This is a genomic window from Erwinia persicina NBRC 102418, assembly GCF_001571305.1.
GTDB lineage: Bacteria > Pseudomonadota > Gammaproteobacteria > Enterobacterales > Enterobacteriaceae > Erwinia > Erwinia persicina.
The window spans coordinates 128171-146590 of the sequence record NZ_BCTN01000003.1 but is presented as its reverse complement, the minus strand read 5'-3'; the positions used below and the strand labels follow the sequence as shown (position 1 = coordinate 146590).

The 18420-nt window shown below is 57.3% G+C and carries 18 protein-coding genes; 9 read left to right on the top strand and 9 right to left on the bottom strand.

Going from position 1 to position 18420, the window contains the following annotated elements:
* Positions 1–111: 111 nt before the first annotated feature.
* Positions 112–975: a 4-(cytidine 5'-diphospho)-2-C-methyl-D-erythritol kinase gene (gene ispE / locus EPE01S_RS05310; protein WP_062743558.1), complete on the bottom strand. Its 864-nt coding sequence runs from the start codon at positions 973–975 to the stop codon at positions 112–114.
* Positions 972–1598 (bottom strand): lipoprotein insertase outer membrane protein LolB, encoded by a 627-nt coding sequence (gene lolB / locus EPE01S_RS05305; RefSeq protein WP_062743655.1) that lies wholly within the window; start codon positions 1596–1598, stop codon positions 972–974. Before lolB ends, ispE begins: the two co-directional genes overlap by 4 nt.
* A gap of 226 nt (positions 1599–1824) precedes the next feature.
* Here lolB and hemA point away from each other — a divergent pair, with 226 nt between their 5' ends.
* The 7 genes from hemA to EPE01S_RS05270 all read left to right on the top strand — a co-directional run bounded on the left by hemA (position 1825) and on the right by EPE01S_RS05270 (position 7669).
* Complete coding sequence (gene hemA / locus EPE01S_RS05300) at positions 1825–3081, top strand: glutamyl-tRNA reductase (protein WP_062743557.1); 1257 nt, start codon at positions 1825–1827, stop codon at positions 3079–3081.
* A gap of 38 nt (positions 3082–3119) precedes the next feature.
* The gene (gene prfA / locus EPE01S_RS05295; RefSeq protein ID WP_062743556.1) at positions 3120–4202 is read left to right on the top strand and encodes a peptide chain release factor 1; all 1083 of its coding nucleotides are present in this window, start codon (positions 3120–3122) and stop codon (positions 4200–4202) included.
* Entirely contained in the window at positions 4202–5038 is an 837-nt protein-coding gene (prmC, locus tag EPE01S_RS05290) for a peptide chain release factor N(5)-glutamine methyltransferase (RefSeq protein WP_062743555.1), read from the top strand. The genes prfA and prmC overlap by 1 nt, the downstream gene beginning before the upstream one ends.
* An 8-nt stretch (positions 5039–5046) precedes the next feature.
* Positions 5047–5445, top strand: a complete 399-nt coding sequence (locus EPE01S_RS05285) for a SirB2 family protein (protein ID WP_062743554.1) — start codon at positions 5047–5049, stop codon at positions 5443–5445.
* Positions 5442–6251, top strand: coding sequence for an invasion regulator SirB1 (sirB1, locus tag EPE01S_RS05280; protein WP_062743553.1), 810 nt, complete (start codon positions 5442–5444; stop codon positions 6249–6251). Before EPE01S_RS05285 ends, sirB1 begins: the two co-directional genes overlap by 4 nt.
* A 28-nt stretch (positions 6252–6279) precedes the next feature.
* Positions 6280–7134, top strand: coding sequence for a 3-deoxy-8-phosphooctulonate synthase (gene kdsA, locus EPE01S_RS05275; protein ID WP_062743552.1), 855 nt, complete (start codon positions 6280–6282; stop codon positions 7132–7134).
* 115 nt (positions 7135–7249) lie between these two features.
* Entirely contained in the window at positions 7250–7669 is a 420-nt protein-coding gene (locus tag EPE01S_RS05270) for an META domain-containing protein (protein WP_062743551.1), read from the top strand.
* 67 nt (positions 7670–7736) lie between these two features.
* Here EPE01S_RS05270 and chaA read toward each other — a convergent pair whose 3' ends face one another.
* Entirely contained in the window at positions 7737–8828 is a 1092-nt protein-coding gene (chaA, locus tag EPE01S_RS05265; RefSeq protein WP_062743550.1) for a sodium-potassium/proton antiporter ChaA, read from the bottom strand.
* 393 nt (positions 8829–9221) lie between these two features.
* On the opposite strand from chaA, the gene chaB reads away from it, so the two are divergent.
* Positions 9222–9449, top strand: coding sequence for a putative cation transport regulator ChaB (gene chaB / locus EPE01S_RS05260; protein ID WP_062743549.1), 228 nt, complete (start codon positions 9222–9224; stop codon positions 9447–9449).
* Between the two features lie 39 nt (positions 9450–9488).
* Here chaB and EPE01S_RS05255 read toward each other — a convergent pair whose 3' ends face one another.
* The 5 genes from EPE01S_RS05255 to cscK form a co-directional block, all read right to left on the bottom strand.
* Complete coding sequence (locus EPE01S_RS05255) at positions 9489–10508, bottom strand: LacI family DNA-binding transcriptional regulator (protein ID WP_062743548.1); 1020 nt, start codon at positions 10506–10508, stop codon at positions 9489–9491.
* Between the two features lie 28 nt (positions 10509–10536).
* Positions 10537–11946, bottom strand: a complete 1410-nt coding sequence (locus EPE01S_RS05250; protein WP_062743547.1) for a sucrose-6-phosphate hydrolase — start codon at positions 11944–11946, stop codon at positions 10537–10539.
* Positions 11943–13316, bottom strand: coding sequence for a sucrose-specific PTS transporter subunit IIBC (locus EPE01S_RS05245; protein ID WP_062743546.1), 1374 nt, complete (start codon positions 13314–13316; stop codon positions 11943–11945). Before EPE01S_RS05245 ends, EPE01S_RS05250 begins: the two co-directional genes overlap by 4 nt.
* 32 nt (positions 13317–13348) lie before the next feature.
* Positions 13349–14887: a carbohydrate porin gene (locus EPE01S_RS05240; RefSeq protein WP_062743545.1), complete on the bottom strand. Its 1539-nt coding sequence runs from the start codon at positions 14885–14887 to the stop codon at positions 13349–13351.
* Between the two features lie 144 nt (positions 14888–15031).
* The gene (gene cscK, locus EPE01S_RS05235) at positions 15032–15952 is read right to left on the bottom strand and encodes a fructokinase (protein ID WP_062743544.1); all 921 of its coding nucleotides are present in this window, start codon (positions 15950–15952) and stop codon (positions 15032–15034) included.
* A gap of 290 nt (positions 15953–16242) precedes the next feature.
* Between cscK and EPE01S_RS05230 the strand changes: the two genes are divergently transcribed.
* Entirely contained in the window at positions 16243–16920 is a 678-nt protein-coding gene (locus tag EPE01S_RS05230; RefSeq protein ID WP_062743543.1) for a gamma-glutamylcyclotransferase, read from the top strand.
* Positions 16921–16970: 50 nt separating this feature from the next.
* Here EPE01S_RS05230 and EPE01S_RS05225 read toward each other — a convergent pair whose 3' ends face one another.
* A complete protein-coding gene (locus tag EPE01S_RS05225; RefSeq protein ID WP_062743542.1) occupies positions 16971–18386 on the bottom strand; it encodes a serine/threonine protein kinase in 1416 nt (471 codons plus the stop codon).
* Positions 18387–18420 lie beyond the last annotated feature (34 nt).

The following is an 18420-nucleotide window of genomic DNA, read 5'->3' as shown; positions in this document are numbered from 1 at the left end:
AGAATGAAATATCGTTAGCGGCACTGGGCGGAATACCGCTTACGGTTTCATACGGGTGTGTGTCATATAGAGCAGCTGTGCAGCGTCCGGAACAGGAGTGACGCTGTCACATCAGCTCAATTGCCCTGTAAGTCTGCGGTGCAGCGGCGAGATATTAACACCTCGCGCAACAAACCCCTGCAGATTTTTCGGGGCCAGCTCAAGCACCTGGCGTGCGGCATACTCGGTGTCGAATTCAGCAAACACGCAAGCACCCGTTCCAGTCAGGCGCGACGGCGCGTATTCTAGCAGCCAGGAAACAAGCTGTTCAACCTCGCGAAAACGATTTCTTACTACTGCTTCACAATCATTGCGGAAATTGGTGGTTAATAACGCGCTGATTTCGCGTTTCGGCGTATTTCTGGTCAGGTCAGGATCGTTAAACACCAGCGGGGTTGCCACGCTGACCCCGGGGTGCATCACCAGATACCACTTTTCCGCCGGGGAAACGGGTGTGAGCTGTTCGCCAACGCCTTCCGCAAAAGCCGAGAACCCCCGCACAAAAACCGGGACGTCTGCGCCCAACTGCAGTCCCCATTCCGCCAGCTGTTGAAAACTGAAGCCGGTGTTCCAGACATGGTTGAGCGCCACCAGTACCGTCGCTGCATTGGAGGAACCGCCCCCCAGACCACCGCCCATGGGTAAACGTTTCTCCACCCCCAGCGTGGCCCCTGCTGTTGCCGGAAGCACACCCTGTGCCCTGGCCTGATCGCGCAGCAGCTCTGCCGCCCGGACAATCAGGTTCTGTGCATCGGGCACGCCGTTAACCGGGGTCAGCAGTTGCAGTTCGCCACTATTGTTGGCTTCAATCGTCAGCGTATCGCCGTAGTCGAGAAACTGAAACAGGGTCTGAAGGTCATGATAGCCGTCGGGACGACGGCCGGTGATATAGAGAAAAAGATTCAGCTTTGCCGGGGCAGGCCAGGTTGTGATCATTTTACGGTCCAGCTGTCCATCTTCAGTTTGATACGCTGATCGCCTTCACGCAGTTCAAGATTTGACGGCAGCGGCGGGGTTTGCTGACGGTCATAGCCCTGATAGGTGACTTTCCACTGTTTCCCGTCCTGGCTGTAGTTCACTTCACGCAGACGATACTGGTCGTCGAGGGTGAAATCCTTCGCATCGCCAGGCAGGCCGAGGATCCACTGACGCAGGTTATCCAGCGGAATGCTCATGCCGGTGAGCTGAGAGATCATCTTCGCAGCATCATTGCTGACGTAGCGTTTGCCTTTGTTGTCGACAATCTGTGCCACCTGGCCCTGCTGATCCAGCTGCAGTTCGGTACTGCCCAGCGGATTGGTCAGCAGCAGGCGGTAACGATCGGGGGCGGTCTGCTGCCAGTTAAAGCGGGCGTAAACTTTCTGCCGGTCAGAGAGGTAGGCAAAGGCCCCGCGCGTCTGATACTGGGTGATTTTTTCCACGGCCCGCTGATGTTCACGCCACTGGGGTGACGCAGGGCTCTGCCCGGGTTTCTGTGCGGAATCCGGTGTAACACAGCCGGCCAGCACCACGGCAGCCAGGGGAAGAAGCCGCAGCAAGCGGCGATTCGGCATTAACAACATCAGGGTCAGCTCCTCAGACTCGGTTCGGCATAGATGCCGTCATCAACCGACCACGCTAACCAGCTAAAACGGCGGCGTCAATGTGCAAATTGTCTCATTTGATCGACAAGAGGTATATCTTGTTACAGGGATAGGCCAACCATGGCTTTTATTGATCCCGCGCATCTTGTAGAATGCGCCTCACAAAACCCTATCAACTGTGGGATAACCCCAACCTGGTACCATGACGTTACTGGCTCTCGGCATCAATCATAAAACGGCACCTGTGGCGCTGCGTGAACGTGTAACGTTCTCGCCGGACACGCTGGAACAGGCGCTGAACAGCCTGCTGGCGCAGCCGCTGGTACAGGGCGGCGTTGTGCTGTCTACCTGTAACCGAACCGAGCTGTATCTGAGCGTCGAGCAGCAGGAAAACCTGCAAGAGCAACTGGTCACCTGGCTGTGTGATTACCATAAGTTGAGTGTTGATGAAGTGCGTAAAAGCCTTTACTGGCACCATGATAACGATGCGGTCAGCCATCTGATGCGTGTCGCCAGCGGGCTGGACTCGCTGGTACTGGGTGAACCACAAATTCTCGGTCAGGTGAAAAAAGCCTTTGCTGATTCCCAGCGCGGCCACTCGCTGTCCAGTGAGCTGGAGCGGATGTTCCAGAAATCCTTCTCCGTTGCTAAACGCGTGCGTACCGAAACTGAAATCGGTGCCAGCGCCGTGTCGGTGGCGTTTGCCGCCTGTACGCTGGCGCGGCAGATTTTTGAATCTCTCTCGACCGTGAGCGTACTGCTGGTAGGGGCCGGTGAAACGATCGAACTGGCCGCCCGACATCTTCATCAGCATAAAGTGAAGAAGCTGATGATTGCCAACCGAACTCGCGAACGCGCACAGGTGCTGGCCGATGAAGTGGGCGCAGAGGTGATCAGCCTGCCGGACATTGACTCCCGCCTGGCTGAAGCCGACATTATTATCAGTTCTACCGCCAGTCCGCTGCCGATTATTGGTAAAGGAATGGTCGAGCGGGCGCTAAAACAGCGCCGTAACCAGCCCATGCTGCTGGTCGATATTGCCGTCCCGCGAGATGTAGAGCCGGAAGTGGGCAAACTGCCCAACGCCTACCTTTACAGCGTGGATGACCTGCAGGCGATTATTGAAAGCAACATGGCGCAGCGTCAGGCTGCCGCGGTGCAGGCTGAAACCATCGTGGTGCAGGAAAGCAGCGAATTTATGTCCTGGCTGCGGGCGCAGAGCGCCGTTGAAACCATCCGCGATTACCGCTCACAGGCGGAGCAGGTTCGGGCTGAACTGGAAGCGCGGGCCATTGCTGCCCTCCAGCAGGGCGGCAATGCCGAAGACGTGCTGCGTGACCTGGCCCACAAACTGACTAACCGTCTGATCCACGCCCCAACCAAATCTCTTCAGCAGGCCGCCCGTGATGGTGATGGCGAACGTCTGCAAATTTTACGCGACAGCCTCGGGCTGGAATAGCGTTTCAAGCCTCTTTTTTACAAGGTAAAATAACACGAATGAAGCCTTCTATTGTTGCCAAACTGGAAGCCTTGCAGGAGCGCCACGAAGAAGTGGAGGCCATGCTGGGTGATGCCGGCGTGATTGCCGATCAGGATCGTTTTCGTGCGCTCTCCCGTGAATATGCCCAGCTAACCGACGTCAGTCAGTGTTTCCGTCAGTGGCAGCAAACCCAGGAAGATATCGAGACCGCTGAAATGATGCTCGATGACCTGGAAATGCGCGAGATGGCTCAGGAAGAGCTGAAAGAAGCACGTACGGCCAGCGAAGCGCTTGAGCAACAGTTACAGGTGCTGTTACTGCCAAAAGACCCGGATGATGAGCGTAACTGCTATCTTGAAATTCGCGCCGGAACCGGCGGTGACGAAGCGGCCATCTTTGCCGGCGATCTGTTCCGCATGTACAGCCGTTATGCGGAATCGCGCCGCTGGCGGGTGGAAGTGATGAGCGCCAACGAAGGTGAACACGGCGGCTATAAAGAAGTGATTGCCAAAGTGATCGGTGAGGGCGCTTACGGCCGGTTGAAGTTTGAATCCGGCGGTCACCGCGTGCAGCGCGTACCGGAAACGGAGTCCCAGGGACGTATTCACACGTCAGCCTGTACCGTCGCCGTTCTGCCGGAAGTTCCGGAAGCCGAACTGCCGGAAATTAACCCCTCCGATCTGAAAATTGATACGTTCCGTTCATCCGGCGCCGGTGGCCAGCACGTTAACACCACCGACTCTGCCATTCGTATTACCCACCTGCCGACCGGCATTGTGGTGGAGTGCCAGGACGAACGTTCCCAGCATAAAAACAAAGCGAAGGCGCTTGGCGTGCTCGGATCGCGTATTCGTGCCGCAGAGATGGCGCGCCGCCAGGAACAGGAGTCGTCAACGCGCCGTAACCTGCTGGGCAGCGGCGATCGTTCAGACCGTAACCGCACCTATAACTTCCCCCAGGGGCGTGTGACCGATCACCGTATCAACCTGACCATTTATCGTCTCGACGAGGCAATGGAAGGTAAACTGGATGCGCTGATTGAGCCGATCGTGCAGGAATATCAGGCCGATCAGCTGGCTGCCCTTGCCGGGAACGACTAGTGCAGATCCGCGCCTGGCGGCGCCAGGCCATCGCTCAGCTGCCTGACAGCGACAGCCCAAAGCGGGATGCGGAGATCCTGCTGGAAAAAGTGACCGGTAAATCCCGCGCCTGGTTAATCGCGTTTGACGATGAGGTGCTGACAGCAGCGCAGCTGGCGCAGCTGGATGCGCTGCTTGCCCGCCGCGCCGTGGGTGAGCCGGTAGCGTACCTGACCGGAGAGCGTGAGTTCTGGTCACTGTCACTGACGGTGTCTCCCGATACCCTGATCCCACGCCCGGACAGCGAAGTGTTGGTAGAACAGGCCCTGGCGCGGCTGCCCGCCGGAGGTTGTCAGGTACTCGATTTGGGTACCGGTACGGGGGCGATTGCGCTGGCGCTGGCCAGCGAACGTCGCGACTGTCAGATCACCGGCGTGGATCGCATTCCGGCGGCTGTGGCGCTGGCACAGCATAATGCCCGCAAACTGGCGCTGCCCAACGCCCTTTTCCTGCAAAGTGACTGGTTTTCTGCGCTGTCCGGGCAGCAGTTCGCCGTGATTGTCAGTAATCCCCCTTACATTGATGCCGCCGATGGCCATCTGTCGCAGGGTGACGTGCGTTTTGAACCCGCCAGCGCGCTGGTGGCTGACGATCAGGGGCTGGCCGATATTAAAATAATTGCCGCACAGGCGGGCCAGTACCTGTTTCAGAATGGCTGGCTGCTGCTGGAGCACGGCTGGCAGCAGGGGGAGCAAGTGCGAAACATTTTGCGTGACAACCACTTCCATACGGTGGAAACCTGTCAGGATTATGGCGGTAATGACCGTGTGACATTCGGACAACATCAAGGTAAATAAGGAAATTTATGGCTGGCTGGTATCTTCCGCTCAAGCAGTTTCATCTGTTCACCGTTGCGATCACACTGCTGATGTTTGTGCTGCGCTTTTACTGGCTTCAGACACATTCTGCGCTGCTGCAGCGCCGCTGGGTGCGGATTGTTCCCCACCTGAATGATACGCTGTTGCTGCTGTCAGGCGCGCTGCTGGTGGCAATCACCCATTTTTATCCCTTTACCCCACAAGGTAACTGGCTGACTGAGAAGCTGTTTGGCGTTATTATCTATATCGTGCTGGGTTTTATTGCTTTAGGGCGTCGCCCACGCGCGCAAAAAGTGCGCTGGATAGCCTTCATTGTGGCTTTAGTCGCCATTGTGGCCATCGTGTATCTCGCCACAACTAAAATGCCATTGCTGGGGTTTGTATGACGTCTGTCGCTGATTTTGATTTTACCGCAGCGCCGCTGAGTGAGGCGGTGATTACCGCATCGCTGGCTATTCGCAGCGATTTCCCGGCTGAAGATGTCAGAAAGCAGTTATCGGCGCTGGTGACCGAAGCTCGAGCGGAAATCCCGTCCGAGCTTGCTGCAGATTTACAGGTTGAACAACTGATTGAACTGTTCTGGGGCCGCTGGGGTTTTGGCGGTGCCAGTGGCGTCTATCGCCTCTCTGATACGCTGTGGCTGGATAACGTATTGAGGAGCCGTCAGGGAACGGCTGTCTCGCTGGGGGTGATTTTCCTGCATATCGCCGATAAGCTGGATTTACCGCTGTTCCCGGTGATCTTCCCCACTCAGTTGATTCTGCGTGCTGAATGGGTCGATGAAGATATGTGGTTAATTAACCCTTTCGATGGTGAAACCCTGGATGAACACACGCTGGAAGTGTGGCTGAAGGGCAACATCGGGCCGGTTGCAGAGCTCTATGATGACGATCTGCAGGAGGCCGAACCGCTAATGGTCTTGCGTAAGATGCTGGATACGCTGAAGTCTGCCCTGATGGATGAGAAACAGATGGAGATGGCGCTGCACGTCAGCCAGGTGTTGGTGCAGATGGATCCGGAAGACCCGTATGAAATTCGCGATCGGGGGCTGATTTTTGCCCAGCTGGAGTGTGAGCACGTGGCCCTCAACGATTTGACCTACTTCGTTGAGCAGTGCCCGGAAGATCCGATCAGTGAAATGATCAAAGTGCAGATTCACTCAATAGAACAGAAACAGATTACCCTTCACTAACTGAAGTGAACTCTATAAAGGCGAAGATATGAAACAAAAAGTGGTTAGCATTGGTGATATCAAGGTCGCAAACGATCTGCCGTTCGTCCTGTTTGGTGGCATGAACGTGCTGGAATCTCGCGATCTGGCTATGCGTATCTGCGAACACTACGTCACTGTTACCCAGAAACTGGGTATTCCTTACGTGTTCAAAGCCTCGTTTGATAAAGCCAACCGCTCCTCTATTCATTCATACCGTGGCCCGGGCCTGGAAGAGGGCATGAAGATCTTCCAGGAGATTAAGCAGGCATTCGGTGTGAAAATCATCACTGACGTGCATGAAGCCAGTCAGGCGCAGGCGGTAGCTGACGTAGTGGATGTAATCCAGCTTCCGGCTTTCCTTGCCCGTCAGACCGACCTGGTAGAAGCAATGGCGAAAACCGGCGCGGTGATTAACGTCAAAAAACCGCAGTTCGTCAGCCCGGGTCAGATGGGCAATATCGTGGATAAGTTCGCAGAAGGCGGGAATGATAAAGTCATCCTCTGCGATCGTGGCGCTAACTTCGGTTACGACAATCTGGTGGTTGACATGCTGGGTTTCAACGTCATGAAGCAGGTCTCTAACGGCAGCCCGGTGATCTTCGATGTGACGCATGCTCTGCAGTGCCGTGATCCGATGGGGGCCGCTTCCAGTGGCCGCCGTGCGCAGGTCTCCGAGCTGGCGCGTGCCGGTATGGCTGTCGGGATTGCCGGTCTGTTTATTGAAGCTCACCCGGACCCGGCCAATGCAAAATGCGACGGTCCTTCTGCGCTGCCGCTGGACAAACTGGAACCGTTCCTGGTACAGATGAAAGCCATTGATGACCTGGTTAAAAGTTTTGCTGAACTGGATACCAGCAACTAACTTTGCCTTATCCCCAGGCGGGCCCGTCAACGGACCCGCCTTTTTTCTGCCCCCACCCCGCCTGAATCCACCGCTTTTTTTGACCTACAATGGAAAGGTAATCTAAGGAGTTTCTATGAAAAAAATCATCTTACTACTCGCCGGCGCCCTGGCACTGAACGGATGCAGCAACGCTCAGACGACCGCTGATGCGCCGGACGCCGCCCGGTTAGCTAACCGCCTGTTTACGCTGAGTGCCGTAGATGGGAAGGCCGTCACCCCACATCAGGGAATGAAGCCGGGGATAGGTTTTGCTGAGGATTTGAAGGTGAGTGGCGTGATGTGTAATCGCTTCTTCGGGCAGGGTAAGCTGGAGCAGGGGCGTCTGAGCGTACCGCAACTGGCCTCGACGCGTATGATGTGTAGCGATCCGCAGCTTAACCAGTGGGAGCAGACGTTATCCACGGTGCTGACCCGGGGTGCGGAGGTCAGGCTGAGCGGAATGACGCTGACGCTGTCGGGTAGCGGGCATACGCTGGAATATCAGGCCCAGTAATCAGAATGTGTTAACGGGGGCGGGCCGGTCTGACGACCGGCCCGCCCCTTTCTTATGCCACGAAGACTTACAGCATGATGGTCATCAGGTAGGCAATAAACAGCGCCAGGTGCGCCGCACCGTTCAGTACATTAGTACGTCCTGTGGAGAACGAAATCTGACACAGCAGCAGCGCGGCAATCATCACCACCATCTGCGGCGGCTCAAGACCAAAGATCAGCTGCTGCCCGGTCAGGGTGGCGATCAGCGTCACGGCGGGCACCGTCAGTGAGATGGTGGCCAGTACGGAACCGAAGAACAGGTTCATCGCACGCTGCACCTGGTTAGCCAGAACCGCCTTAATCGCGCCCAGCCCTTCAGGGGAGAGGATCAGTAATGCCACCAGGAAGCCGGTAAACTGCTCCGGGGCTTTCAGTTCGGTCAGCAGCGACTCCAGCGTATTGGCGTTCATCTTGGTGACCGCAATCACCGCAATCAGATGAACCAGCAGCCAGACGGTGTGCCAGGTACTGGAGTGGGCCGACGGTTTGCCGTGGTGCGGGTCGTCCCCTTCGTCCTCATGCTCATAGACAAACAGGCTCTGGTGCGTTTTGGTCTGGATCAGCAGGAAAACCCAGTACATCGCAGCGGAAATCCCGGAGACCAGCAGCGCCTGCATGACCGTAAAGTTACCGCCGGGCAGCGCGTTCGGGAACACCAGGACGATAATCCCGAGTGGGAAAATAGCGATAAGGTACTGTTTAACCCCGGCCAGGTTCACATACTGTGTGGCAAACTTTCGCCCGCCGAGCAGCAATGCTGCGCCCACCAGTCCGCAGGTCACAATCATAATGATCGAATAAAGCGTATCGCGCATCAGCGCCGGGGCAGCGTCACCGGTGGCCATCAGGGCGGAAATCAGACTGACTTCAAGGATTACAACGGAAAGACTGAGGATCAGGGAGCCGTAGGGTTCGCCCAGGCGGTGTGCCAGTACGTCAGCGTGGCGGACGACGCTGAAGGCGCTGCTGAGGATCGCAACGAGGGCAATCAGGTTAATGACGACGACCAGGGAGAAGGTAGCGGTGTTACCCCAGAACCATAATATGATTAATGCAGCGACAGGTAAGATGAGGGAATACTCGGTGTGGCGGGTTTTACTGCTCTCTTGCGCACTCATAGGCAAACGCTCCTTATCTTGTATCCTGTGGACCCGGAAATAGCAGATTCTGCCACGGGTCTGTTAAACATAGTCTGACAATATGAAAGACAAGTGGCGAAAGTATAACCTTTTTTTCGCCAAAATTGAAGAAATTTACGTCCTTTTACGGTTTGACTTAGAAAAGTGCCTATGCTCGCTATTTATTCCTCTTTAGTTCCTATCGTAATGAAAATCATCCGACTTTATTAGAATAAAAAAATTAAAGTAAGCAGGAAGGTACGCTAACTCAATGTGATAAAGGCTGAAATAAGGCTTTATAGCATCAGAATGCTATATTTCGGTGTAAAGTCCGCCCTTGAAAAAAAGGGCAGTTGTACCAGGCTTAAATCAGACACTGAGAGGAGAGAAACCATGCCTTATAACAATCGCAGCGCCTTACCCGACAGCGTCCGACATGTGCTGCCCGCCCATGCCCAGGACATCTATCTGGAAGCGTTTAACAGCGCCTGGGATCAGTATAAAGAGAGCGAGGATCGACGCGGTGATGATTCACGAGAAGAGGTGGCGCACAAGGTCGCCTGGGCGGCGGTAAAACACCAGTATCAGAAGGGGGATGACGATAAGTGGCATAAAAAGTGAGGGCGCCGTCTGCTGCGGTGTGCGCCCGCTGGCCGGAAGTCAGACGGCTGAAACAGCTCGCCGCCATTTCAGGCGGGCTGGCAACCAGCGCTGTGTCACTTCTGGCGTCTGTTCATCAATCAGCTGCGTGACCATTTCAAAGCAGTTCCAGGCCAGCATCCGCTCATCCTGAGCCACGGTATCAATGCGCACCGACAGAGCGTCATACAGATAGTGGTCATCAAAGCTGCTCAGATGCATCGGTGTGTTCAGCAGGTCATGCTGACTGAGGTAGCGCAGCACGCCCTCCTGCAGGCCGCAGGCGGCGCAGAACAGCGCCTGTGGCACGCGGCCCAGCCGCGCATACAGTTCCGCGAACATCTCATAGCCTGAGCTGGCGTGGTAATGGCCGTGCATGATCCACTCCGGCTTCACTGCTACGCCGGCACGCTCCAGCCCCAGGCGAAAGCCTGCCAGACGGTCGCGGGTGGGGGAGATGCGCGGTTGCCCGCCAAAGAAGTAGATCTCTTCATAGCCCAGGCGCGCTACCCCCTCCATCAGGGTGGCGGTAGGCCCGGTGGCATCGGTGATCACCAGCGGCAGACTGGACTCGCCCAGATGGCGGTCAAACAGCACCACCGGCAGTTGCTGGTTAATTTTCTGATACTCGGTATCGTTCAACTGGCTGGAGGCTACGATCAGGCCATCGACCTGTCGCTGGATCAGATTGTTGACCGCCAGGGTTTCCTGACTGGCATTTTCCGCCGTGCAGGCGATTAACAGCTGCAGGCCGGCATCCCGGCAAAGCATCTCCAGCTCGTGCGAAAAACGGGCAAAGCCCTGGTTGGTCATTTCAGGCACCACCAGCCCGAGGGTATGGCTGCGGGCGGAGTTGAGGGCGCGCGCGTGAATACTCGGCTGATAGTGCTGCTGACGGGCAATTTCCAGCACGCGCTCGCGGGTGGCTTCAGCCACGCGCAGCTCTTTCCCACGGCCATTGAGCACCAGACTGGCCGTGGATTTTGAGACGCCCGCCAGCCGGGCAATATCATTAATGGTGATGCGTTTGTTTTTAGTCACAGTGGCTTAGGTGTGATGGTACATGAGCCTATTCTATCATGCATTGTCGCAAGCTCCAGTGACGCAGCGCGATCTGCCCCGTACCGTCGAAGCGCAGCTGCGGCTGTGGGGAGGGGAAATAGCGCGACGACATCACGGCCTCACCCTCGTTGACAAAGATTTCCACGCTCGAGCGATCGCACAGGATACGCAAAGTCTGTACCTCTCCCCGCCAGTAACGCTCTTCCGGTTTTCCACTGCGTAAATTGTGACGTTGTAACGTTAACCCTTGTGCGTTAACGCTGAGATGCAGGGCGCCGGCAAAATCCGCCTGGCACGTACCGCTGATCGTTATTTCTATCTCGGCACTGTCAATGTCCAGTGGTGGCAGCGTTGCCGCCCGCCCCGTCAGGCTCCTTTCACGCGACCGCAACTGCTGCAGTTCGCGGGCGGGGTGCTGAAACACCCGATCGCCGCGCAGTGTCAGTTCACGCGGGCAGGTCATGGTATGCATCCAGCCGCTGTCGCGGGTCGGCTGGAAGAACTCATCCCCGTCGGGGATCCCCATCCAGCCGATCATCAGACGGCGACCATCGGCACTGAGGCAGGTCTGCGGTGCGTAGAATTCGAAGCCGTGGTCGAGCTCGTGAAACTCGCCGTGCTGAAACTGCGCGCTGTCGTAGTCAAAACGTCCGCAAAAATAGCCGCTCTGGAAAGTATTACGCCAGCGCCAGGTTTCTGCAGGCAGGCCCTGCGGGCACACCACCAGCACGGCGGTGCCGTCGAGTTCAAACAGGTCCGGGCACTCCCACATATAGCCGAAATCATCCAGCCCGTTAAGCCGGCTGCCGGCGATTTCACCCAGCGACGTCCACTGGTGCAGGTCGGGGGAGCGGAACAGCAGCACTTTCCCTTCAGACTGCTGATTCTGCGCGCCCAGCACCATGTACCACTGGCCTTCGTGCTGCCACACTTTCGGGTCGCGTACGTGGCCGGTGTATCCCTCCGGCAGTGCCAGTACCGGCCCGTGTTTTTGAAACTCGCCGTGCTCATCACGGGTGGCCAGACACTGCCAGGCGGTGCGGCTGCCGTCGGCAAACTTAACGTTACCGGTGTAAAGCAGCGTCAGTACACCCGCGTTATCCACCGCACTGCCGGAATAACAGCCGTGACTCTCCCACGGTTCAGACGGGACCAGCGCGACCGGCTCGTGTCGCCAGTTCACCAAATCCTCTGAGCTCCACTGGCCCCAGAACTTGGCTCCGTGCGCGCAGGCCATCGGGTTCCACTGGTAGCAAAGCACGTAGCGGCCATCGAAGTGAATAAAGCCGTTCGGATCGTTCATCAGCCCGACCGGTGGGGCCAGGTGCCATGCCGGGCGGTGGCGATCCGCCGCAGCACGCTGCTGGCCGGAGAGTACCGACCGCAGCGCCTGTTTTAACAGGTGGGCTTCACTCATGCTTTCACCTCAAATTTGATTTTCAGCAGCAGCGACAGCACGAATGCCGTACCAAAGGCGATCACCATGCCGATCAGATAGTTGAGCATGGAGCTGGCCTGCACAATAGCCATCCCCGGCAGGGCAGTCAGACCAACGGCAGTCATATTGACGTGCATTGTCACTACCCAGGCCCCGCCCAGCGCACCACCGACCAGTCCGGCAATGAAAGGTTTTATGTAGCGCAGGTTAACGCCGAAAATGGCCGCTTCGGTAATACCGAGCATGGCAGAAAACGCCGAGGGCAGCACGATGCTGCGCACCTTGATGTCCCGGGTTTTAAACCACACCGCCAGACATGCACCCCCCTGGGCCACATTGGCCATTGACCAGATTGGCAGCAGGAAGTTAACGCCAATTGACGGATTGCCCAGCAGCCCGGCCTCAATAGCATGGAAGCTGTGGTGGATCCCGGTGATCACAATCACCGAGTACAGCCCGCCGAACAGCAGCCCGGCCAGCCAGCCAGCATGGGCGATCAGCGTGCTGAGAACCAGTGAGATGCCGTCACCCAGCATCCGTCCCGCCGGGCCGATGATCAGCAGGGCGATAAAGCCGGAGATAATTACCGTCAGGAACGGCGTAAGAATGATATCCAGCGCATCGGGTATCACGCGGCGCAGTCGTTTCTCACAGTGGCTCATAAACCAGACGGCCAGCAGCACCGGGAAAACCGTTCCCTGATAGCCAATCATCGCAATTTCCAGACCAAAGAAGTTCATGGTATGGAAACCGCTGGCGACGCCCCACGCGTTGGTCAGCGCGGGGTGGGTCAGTATGCCGCCCAGGGTCGCCCCAAGATAAGGGTTACCACCGAATTCACGTGCGGCGGTAAAGCCAATCAGGATCGGCAGAATGATAAACGCCGCCGAGCTGCACATATCCAGCATGATAAACAGGGCGCTACTGGCGTCGACCCAGCCGTAAGTTTTCACCATGCCCAGCAGGCCCATCAGCAGGCCTGAAGCGACAATGGCCGGGATAATCGGCACGAAGATATTCGACAGCACGCGCGCTATGCGTTGAAACGGATTCAGCTTTTGCGCGGCAATATCGGCGGCTTCACTCTTGCTGGACTCGTTAATGCCCGCTTCTTTCACGAATGCCGCATGGACTTTATTCACGATGCCACTGCCGAAAATGATCTGCATCTGTCCGGCATTGCGGAAGCAGCCTTTCACCCCTTCCAGTGCTTCAATGGCCTCTTTCTGTACGAGTTCATCATCGACCATCACCAGACGCAGGCGCGTAGCGCAGTGCGCGGCGCTGGCGATATTTTCCCTTCCACCCAGTAAGGGCAGAAGTTCCCGGGCTGTTTTTTCAAAATTCATCATGTCACCTTTTCATTATTGTGATGAAGCCGTCAGAACCAGGTTTCCATCTGGACACCAAAGTTCCATTCGCCACCAGCGCTGAAGCCGCTGCTGCCGAAAGAGTCGTCGCTGGCGTAGCGATCAAGTGAGCTGTCCCAGTCCATCCAGCTGGCAAAAACGCGTATCTCCGGGCGGGTAAAGAAGTCGCCAATGTCGGCCACTTTGAAGGTCGGAGCGACGGTCAGTTTCCAGAAACTGCCGGACACGGCCTGACGATCTTTGTACCCCTGCGGATCGAGATCCATATACTGATAGCTGCCTTCGTACGCGAGGGCGAAGTTCTGATTAATCTCCTGGATCAGCCGCGCGTTAACGGTGGCCCAGCGATAGTGATCGCCAGCGGCGTAACGGTCGCTGCTGGTCTGGGCCAGCACGGCCGGGGCAAAACTCCATGTCTTATTCAGCGGCGTCACGCCGTAGCTGGCCAGACGCCAGGTTTCCGCCTGCTGCGTCAGATTGCCGTCAGAACCCACGCCTTTGACTTCGGCACCCAGTCCGCGACCGTACAGCAGGGCGGTTTTCGCCGTGCCTTCGCGCAGGCCCCAGAAACTGTCGTTATGCAGGGCCAGCATGGCATGAACGCCCGTATCGCCCGCATTATCATTCTCACGGCTGGGGTTCAGGCGCTCGTCGTTATCTTTTGCGCGCAGGCCGCTGACCATCAGCTGGAACGGACCGGCAAAGTTATTGCTGGTGACAATGTAGTTCTGAATGGTGTTATCAATCGCCTCAATATCACCAAAATTACGGCCATACAGCGAGAAGTTGCTCTTCAGACCGTCGGTCAACTGCACGTCATAGATGCCGCCGCCGGTCCCGGCGAGGAACACTACGTCGGAATCCAGCCAGTGGATGTCGAAGTTATCGCGGTCAAAGCGCTTACCGGCCCACAGGGTGCTGTTATCAAACGCACCGGTGAACGTCGGCAAATTGCCCAGCTCGACAAACGCCTGACGGATGTTCAGCTCTGAGGTGCTGCCGGTCCAGTCGTTATAGTCACGCTGTCCGTCGGCCAGCATCGCCTTGAAGCGCGTGGTTGCGCCGTTAGCCAGCTGCTGCTTGTGCTCAAAGTTCAGCTCAACATAGGTGTTGTTTTCATTACCAAGACGACCCACGGCTCCGCCGGTTTCACCGGCGGGCGTCATGAAGGGGCCACTTTGCGTACCGGCGGCCGAGTCATTCATGATCAGGCCGGAGCGCGCATAACCGTGAAACTCAAAGCCATCTGCGATCCTGCTGGTGGCCACCGGCGCGGCGGCGGGTGGCGCCACGCTGGCGGTCGCGGCGACGGGGGCCGTTACCTGCTGCGCTTGTTGCTGCTGAGAGCGGGCCTCCAGCCTGACAATTTTCTTTTCTGCCGCCTCGGCACGGTTTTCGGCCGTGGCCGCACGATCTTCGGCTTTTTGCAGTCGCTGTTCCATCGCCATCAGTCGCTCTTCCAGGCTGGTGAGCGTGGGGGCGGCGAAACTGACCGCCGGGGTGGCTAAGGCGAGGCTGATGGCGACAGCCAGTCTACGAGGTGTGATCATTTGCACGGTTCCCAGTGTGATTGTTTTGTTTTTGCTAAACCGGTTCGATGCAGAGAGTAAGCTAACAGGAATGTCCTGTTCAATCAGATTTGCTAACCCGGTTTAGGAAGTGTGACCGGGTTGGCAATTTGTGCGGGGCAGGGATCAGAATCGGGCGAGGTCGGCGGCGTGTGGCAGGGCCGTCATGGCGCCTTTAGCGGTGGTCGCGGCCGCACCGCTGCGCTGCGCCTGTTGGATGGCCTGCTCAAGGCGGACGGGGGCCAGCGCATCGGCTTCAGTGGCCAGTGCTGCCAGCAGCCCGGCAACAAATGCATCACCCGCTCCCGTGGTGTCGACCACCTCCACCGACGGGGCGGGGAAGTGCTGTACCGTTCCGTTCTGCCACAGGCTGACGCCCTCGCTGCCACAGGTCACCAGCAGCAGGGAGGGCTGATACGCGGCGGTAAATTCCGCGATGCCGTCGGTGAGACTGGCATGGCCGGTCAGCGTGGCGAGTTCATCCTCTGACAGTTTGATAATGTCTGCCAGCGCAAAGGCGCCGGCCAGCACGGTGTCCATCTCTGCCGGGTCCGCCCACAGATCCTCACGCAGGTTAGGGTCGAAGCTGACCCAGCCTCCTGCCGCTTTAATCGCCCGCATCGCCTGCATGGCCGCACGGCGGGAGGGGTCAGCACTCAGGGCAATGGAGCACAGGTGCAGGCCTTCACCGGCACGAAACGCCGGCAGGCGGTCAGCGGTGAGAAACAGGTCAGCAGAGGGACGCACCATAAAGGTAAACTGGCGTTCGCCCTGTGCATCCAGGCTGACCAGCACGGTTGATGTACGATGGCCCGGCGCGCGATACATCTGCTCAATATCAACATTCTCATCGCGTAGCGTCTGCTGCAGGAAGCGTCCAAACGGGTCGTCGCCGACACAGCCGATAAAACCACTGTTTCCCCCCAGGCGGGCAATACCCACTGCGACGTTGGCCGGGGCGCCACCGGGGCACTTCAGCAGGTGAGTTTCACCTTCAGGCAGCAGGTCTACCACTGCGTCGCCCAGTACCCAGATTTTATTGCTCATCATCATTATCCTTAAGTGATTATCTGCCGAAAAGCTAAACTGGTTTAGCAAAAAAATCAAAGTTCTTTTTATCACTTTGTGGTGGAAGGGCGGTGCAGGGGGTAAAGATTTCGCGCCGGCTGCCGACAAACTTAAGTGAAACTTTTTTTCTTTTGTGATCGCCTTCAAACTTGATTGCGCACGCGGAAATGCATAAGGTCATTCATCGCACTCATTTTTTTGCGAAAATCAGACCGTTGAGGGACGCAGTCAGAACAGCGTGGATGTTAAGCAGTGGTGTGGAGGTGGCAATGTTAACACGAGATTTTTTATTAAAGGCGGACTGCAAAACGGCCTTTGGTGATATTGAAGAAACGCTGTTGTGGACCTGCGAGCAGCGTGCCGCCTCGCTGGCGGCGGCCCTGGCCTGTCGTCCGGATAACAGCCCGGTATGGATTTTTGGCTATGGGTCACTGATGTGGAACCCGGTTTTTGAAGCGGATGAAGTCGCCGCCGGAACGCTGAAAGGCTGGCACCGCGCTTTCTGCCTGCGCCTGACAGCCGGCCGCGGCACGGCCAGCCAGCCCGGGCGTATGCTGGCGCTGAAAGAGGGGGGGCAGACCACCGGACTGGCCTTCTGCCTGCCTGAAGCCAGGCTGCATGAAGAGCTTGAGCTGCTGTGGAAACGGGAAATGATTACCGGTTGCTATCTGCCGACCTGGTGTGATCTGGCGCTGGATGACGGTCGTACGGTGACGGCGCTGGTGTTTGTCATGGATCCTCGCCACGCGCTGTACGAGCCAGATTCCTGCCCGAAAACCATTGCCCCACTGATTGCCCAGGCTAAAGGGCCGCTGGGCACCAATGCGCAGTATCTTTTTTCACTGGAAACGGAACTGAAACAGCGCGGGATGTATGACGACTGTCTGACCGATCTGGTACAACGGGTGCGTGAGCTGCAGGAATATCATAACGGACTGGTGGGATAGGCGTCCGTCCGGGGTGATCGCTCAACCGCCCCCCGGACAGAAACAGAAACTCAGCGTCCCGGATTAATCAGCCAGGTTCCTGGCCGATCGATCTTCAACTGCTGGCTGCGAACGCCGCTGGCGTTTTGCACTTCCAGTTGATAGTCCCCTGCCGCCAGATTAAGCGAAGCATAACCGCTAGTATTCGGTTTCACTTCCACCACGCTGCCATTCAGTAATAACACGTCGTCGCTGCTTAACTTCAGATACACGGTGGCCATCGCTGGCGCACTGGCAGGAGGCACCGCCGGGGAAGGGGTTGCGGTGCTGTTGCTGGCCGCTGCAGAGTGCTCCGGAACCGCGCTGTCCTCATGGTTAAGCCCCCAGACCAGTGCCACGACAGCGGCGACGGCCAGGCCGCTCAGTAACAGCAGCGGTCGCGACAGACGCTTTGCCACGCGCGGTGCCATTACCGGCTCGGCAGCGCCCGCGGCCGGATTAACGGCCAGCACCACGGGTTCAGGGTCGGGAAGGGCGGGCTGTTCCTCCTGTGCAACGTCCAGGGAGGCGACCAGCTCCTCTATCTCACTGACCGGCAGGTCAATCAGGGCTGCCAGCTCATCCACGGATTGTGGTCGCTGCCGGGGATCCATTTCCAGAGCCCGGTCTATCGCGTGCAATAACGGCAATGAATACCCTTCGGGGCGCAGGGTACTCAGGGGCTGATAGCGATCTTCAATGCAGCGTACCACGCTGACCGGCGGGGGATTACCGGTGATCAGCGTATGCAGTACCGCGCCCAGCGCGTAAATGTCGGTCCAGGGGCCCTGATCGCTGTCGCCCTCTTCACTGTACTGCTCAATGGGCGCATAGCCGGGCTTGAGCATGATCTCCATTTCATCGGAAAGGTTTCCGATTTCTTTGCGTGCTGAGCCAAAGTCGAGCAGCACGGGTAACTGGTTATCCTGGATCTGAATATTATCGAGTGAAATATCACGGTGCAGATACCCGGCGCGGTGAATGGTATTGATAGCACCAAACAACGGCGGCAAAAGCTGCCGTATCCATGCTTCGTTAATACTCTCCGGGCTGGTCTGCTGCCACGCTTTCAGCGTCATCCCGCTGTAGAATAGCGTGCCCATGTAGGCGGTTCCGTTCTCTTCCCAGAAGCGCAGAACGTGCAGCAGACCCGGGTGATTAAAGCGGGCGAGAAGACGCGCTTCCTGGATAAAACTGTTCAGACCGGCATTAAACAGGCGCTGATAGCGCTCGCCGCGCAGGCTGATGGCCAGATCCTCGTTGCGGCTGGCCAGCGAGACCGGCAGATACTCTTTAATCGCAATCGTGCGTTCAAGCAGATGATCCCAGGCACGGTAGACTATGCCAAATCCGCCCCCCCCAATCACTTCTTTGATTTCAAACTCGTTAAACCGGTAGCCAGTGGGAAGTGCGTTAGGTACATTTTTTTGTTGGTCATTAGCCGACATAGTGAAACTCTCATGGCGCCCTGTTGAGCGGGAT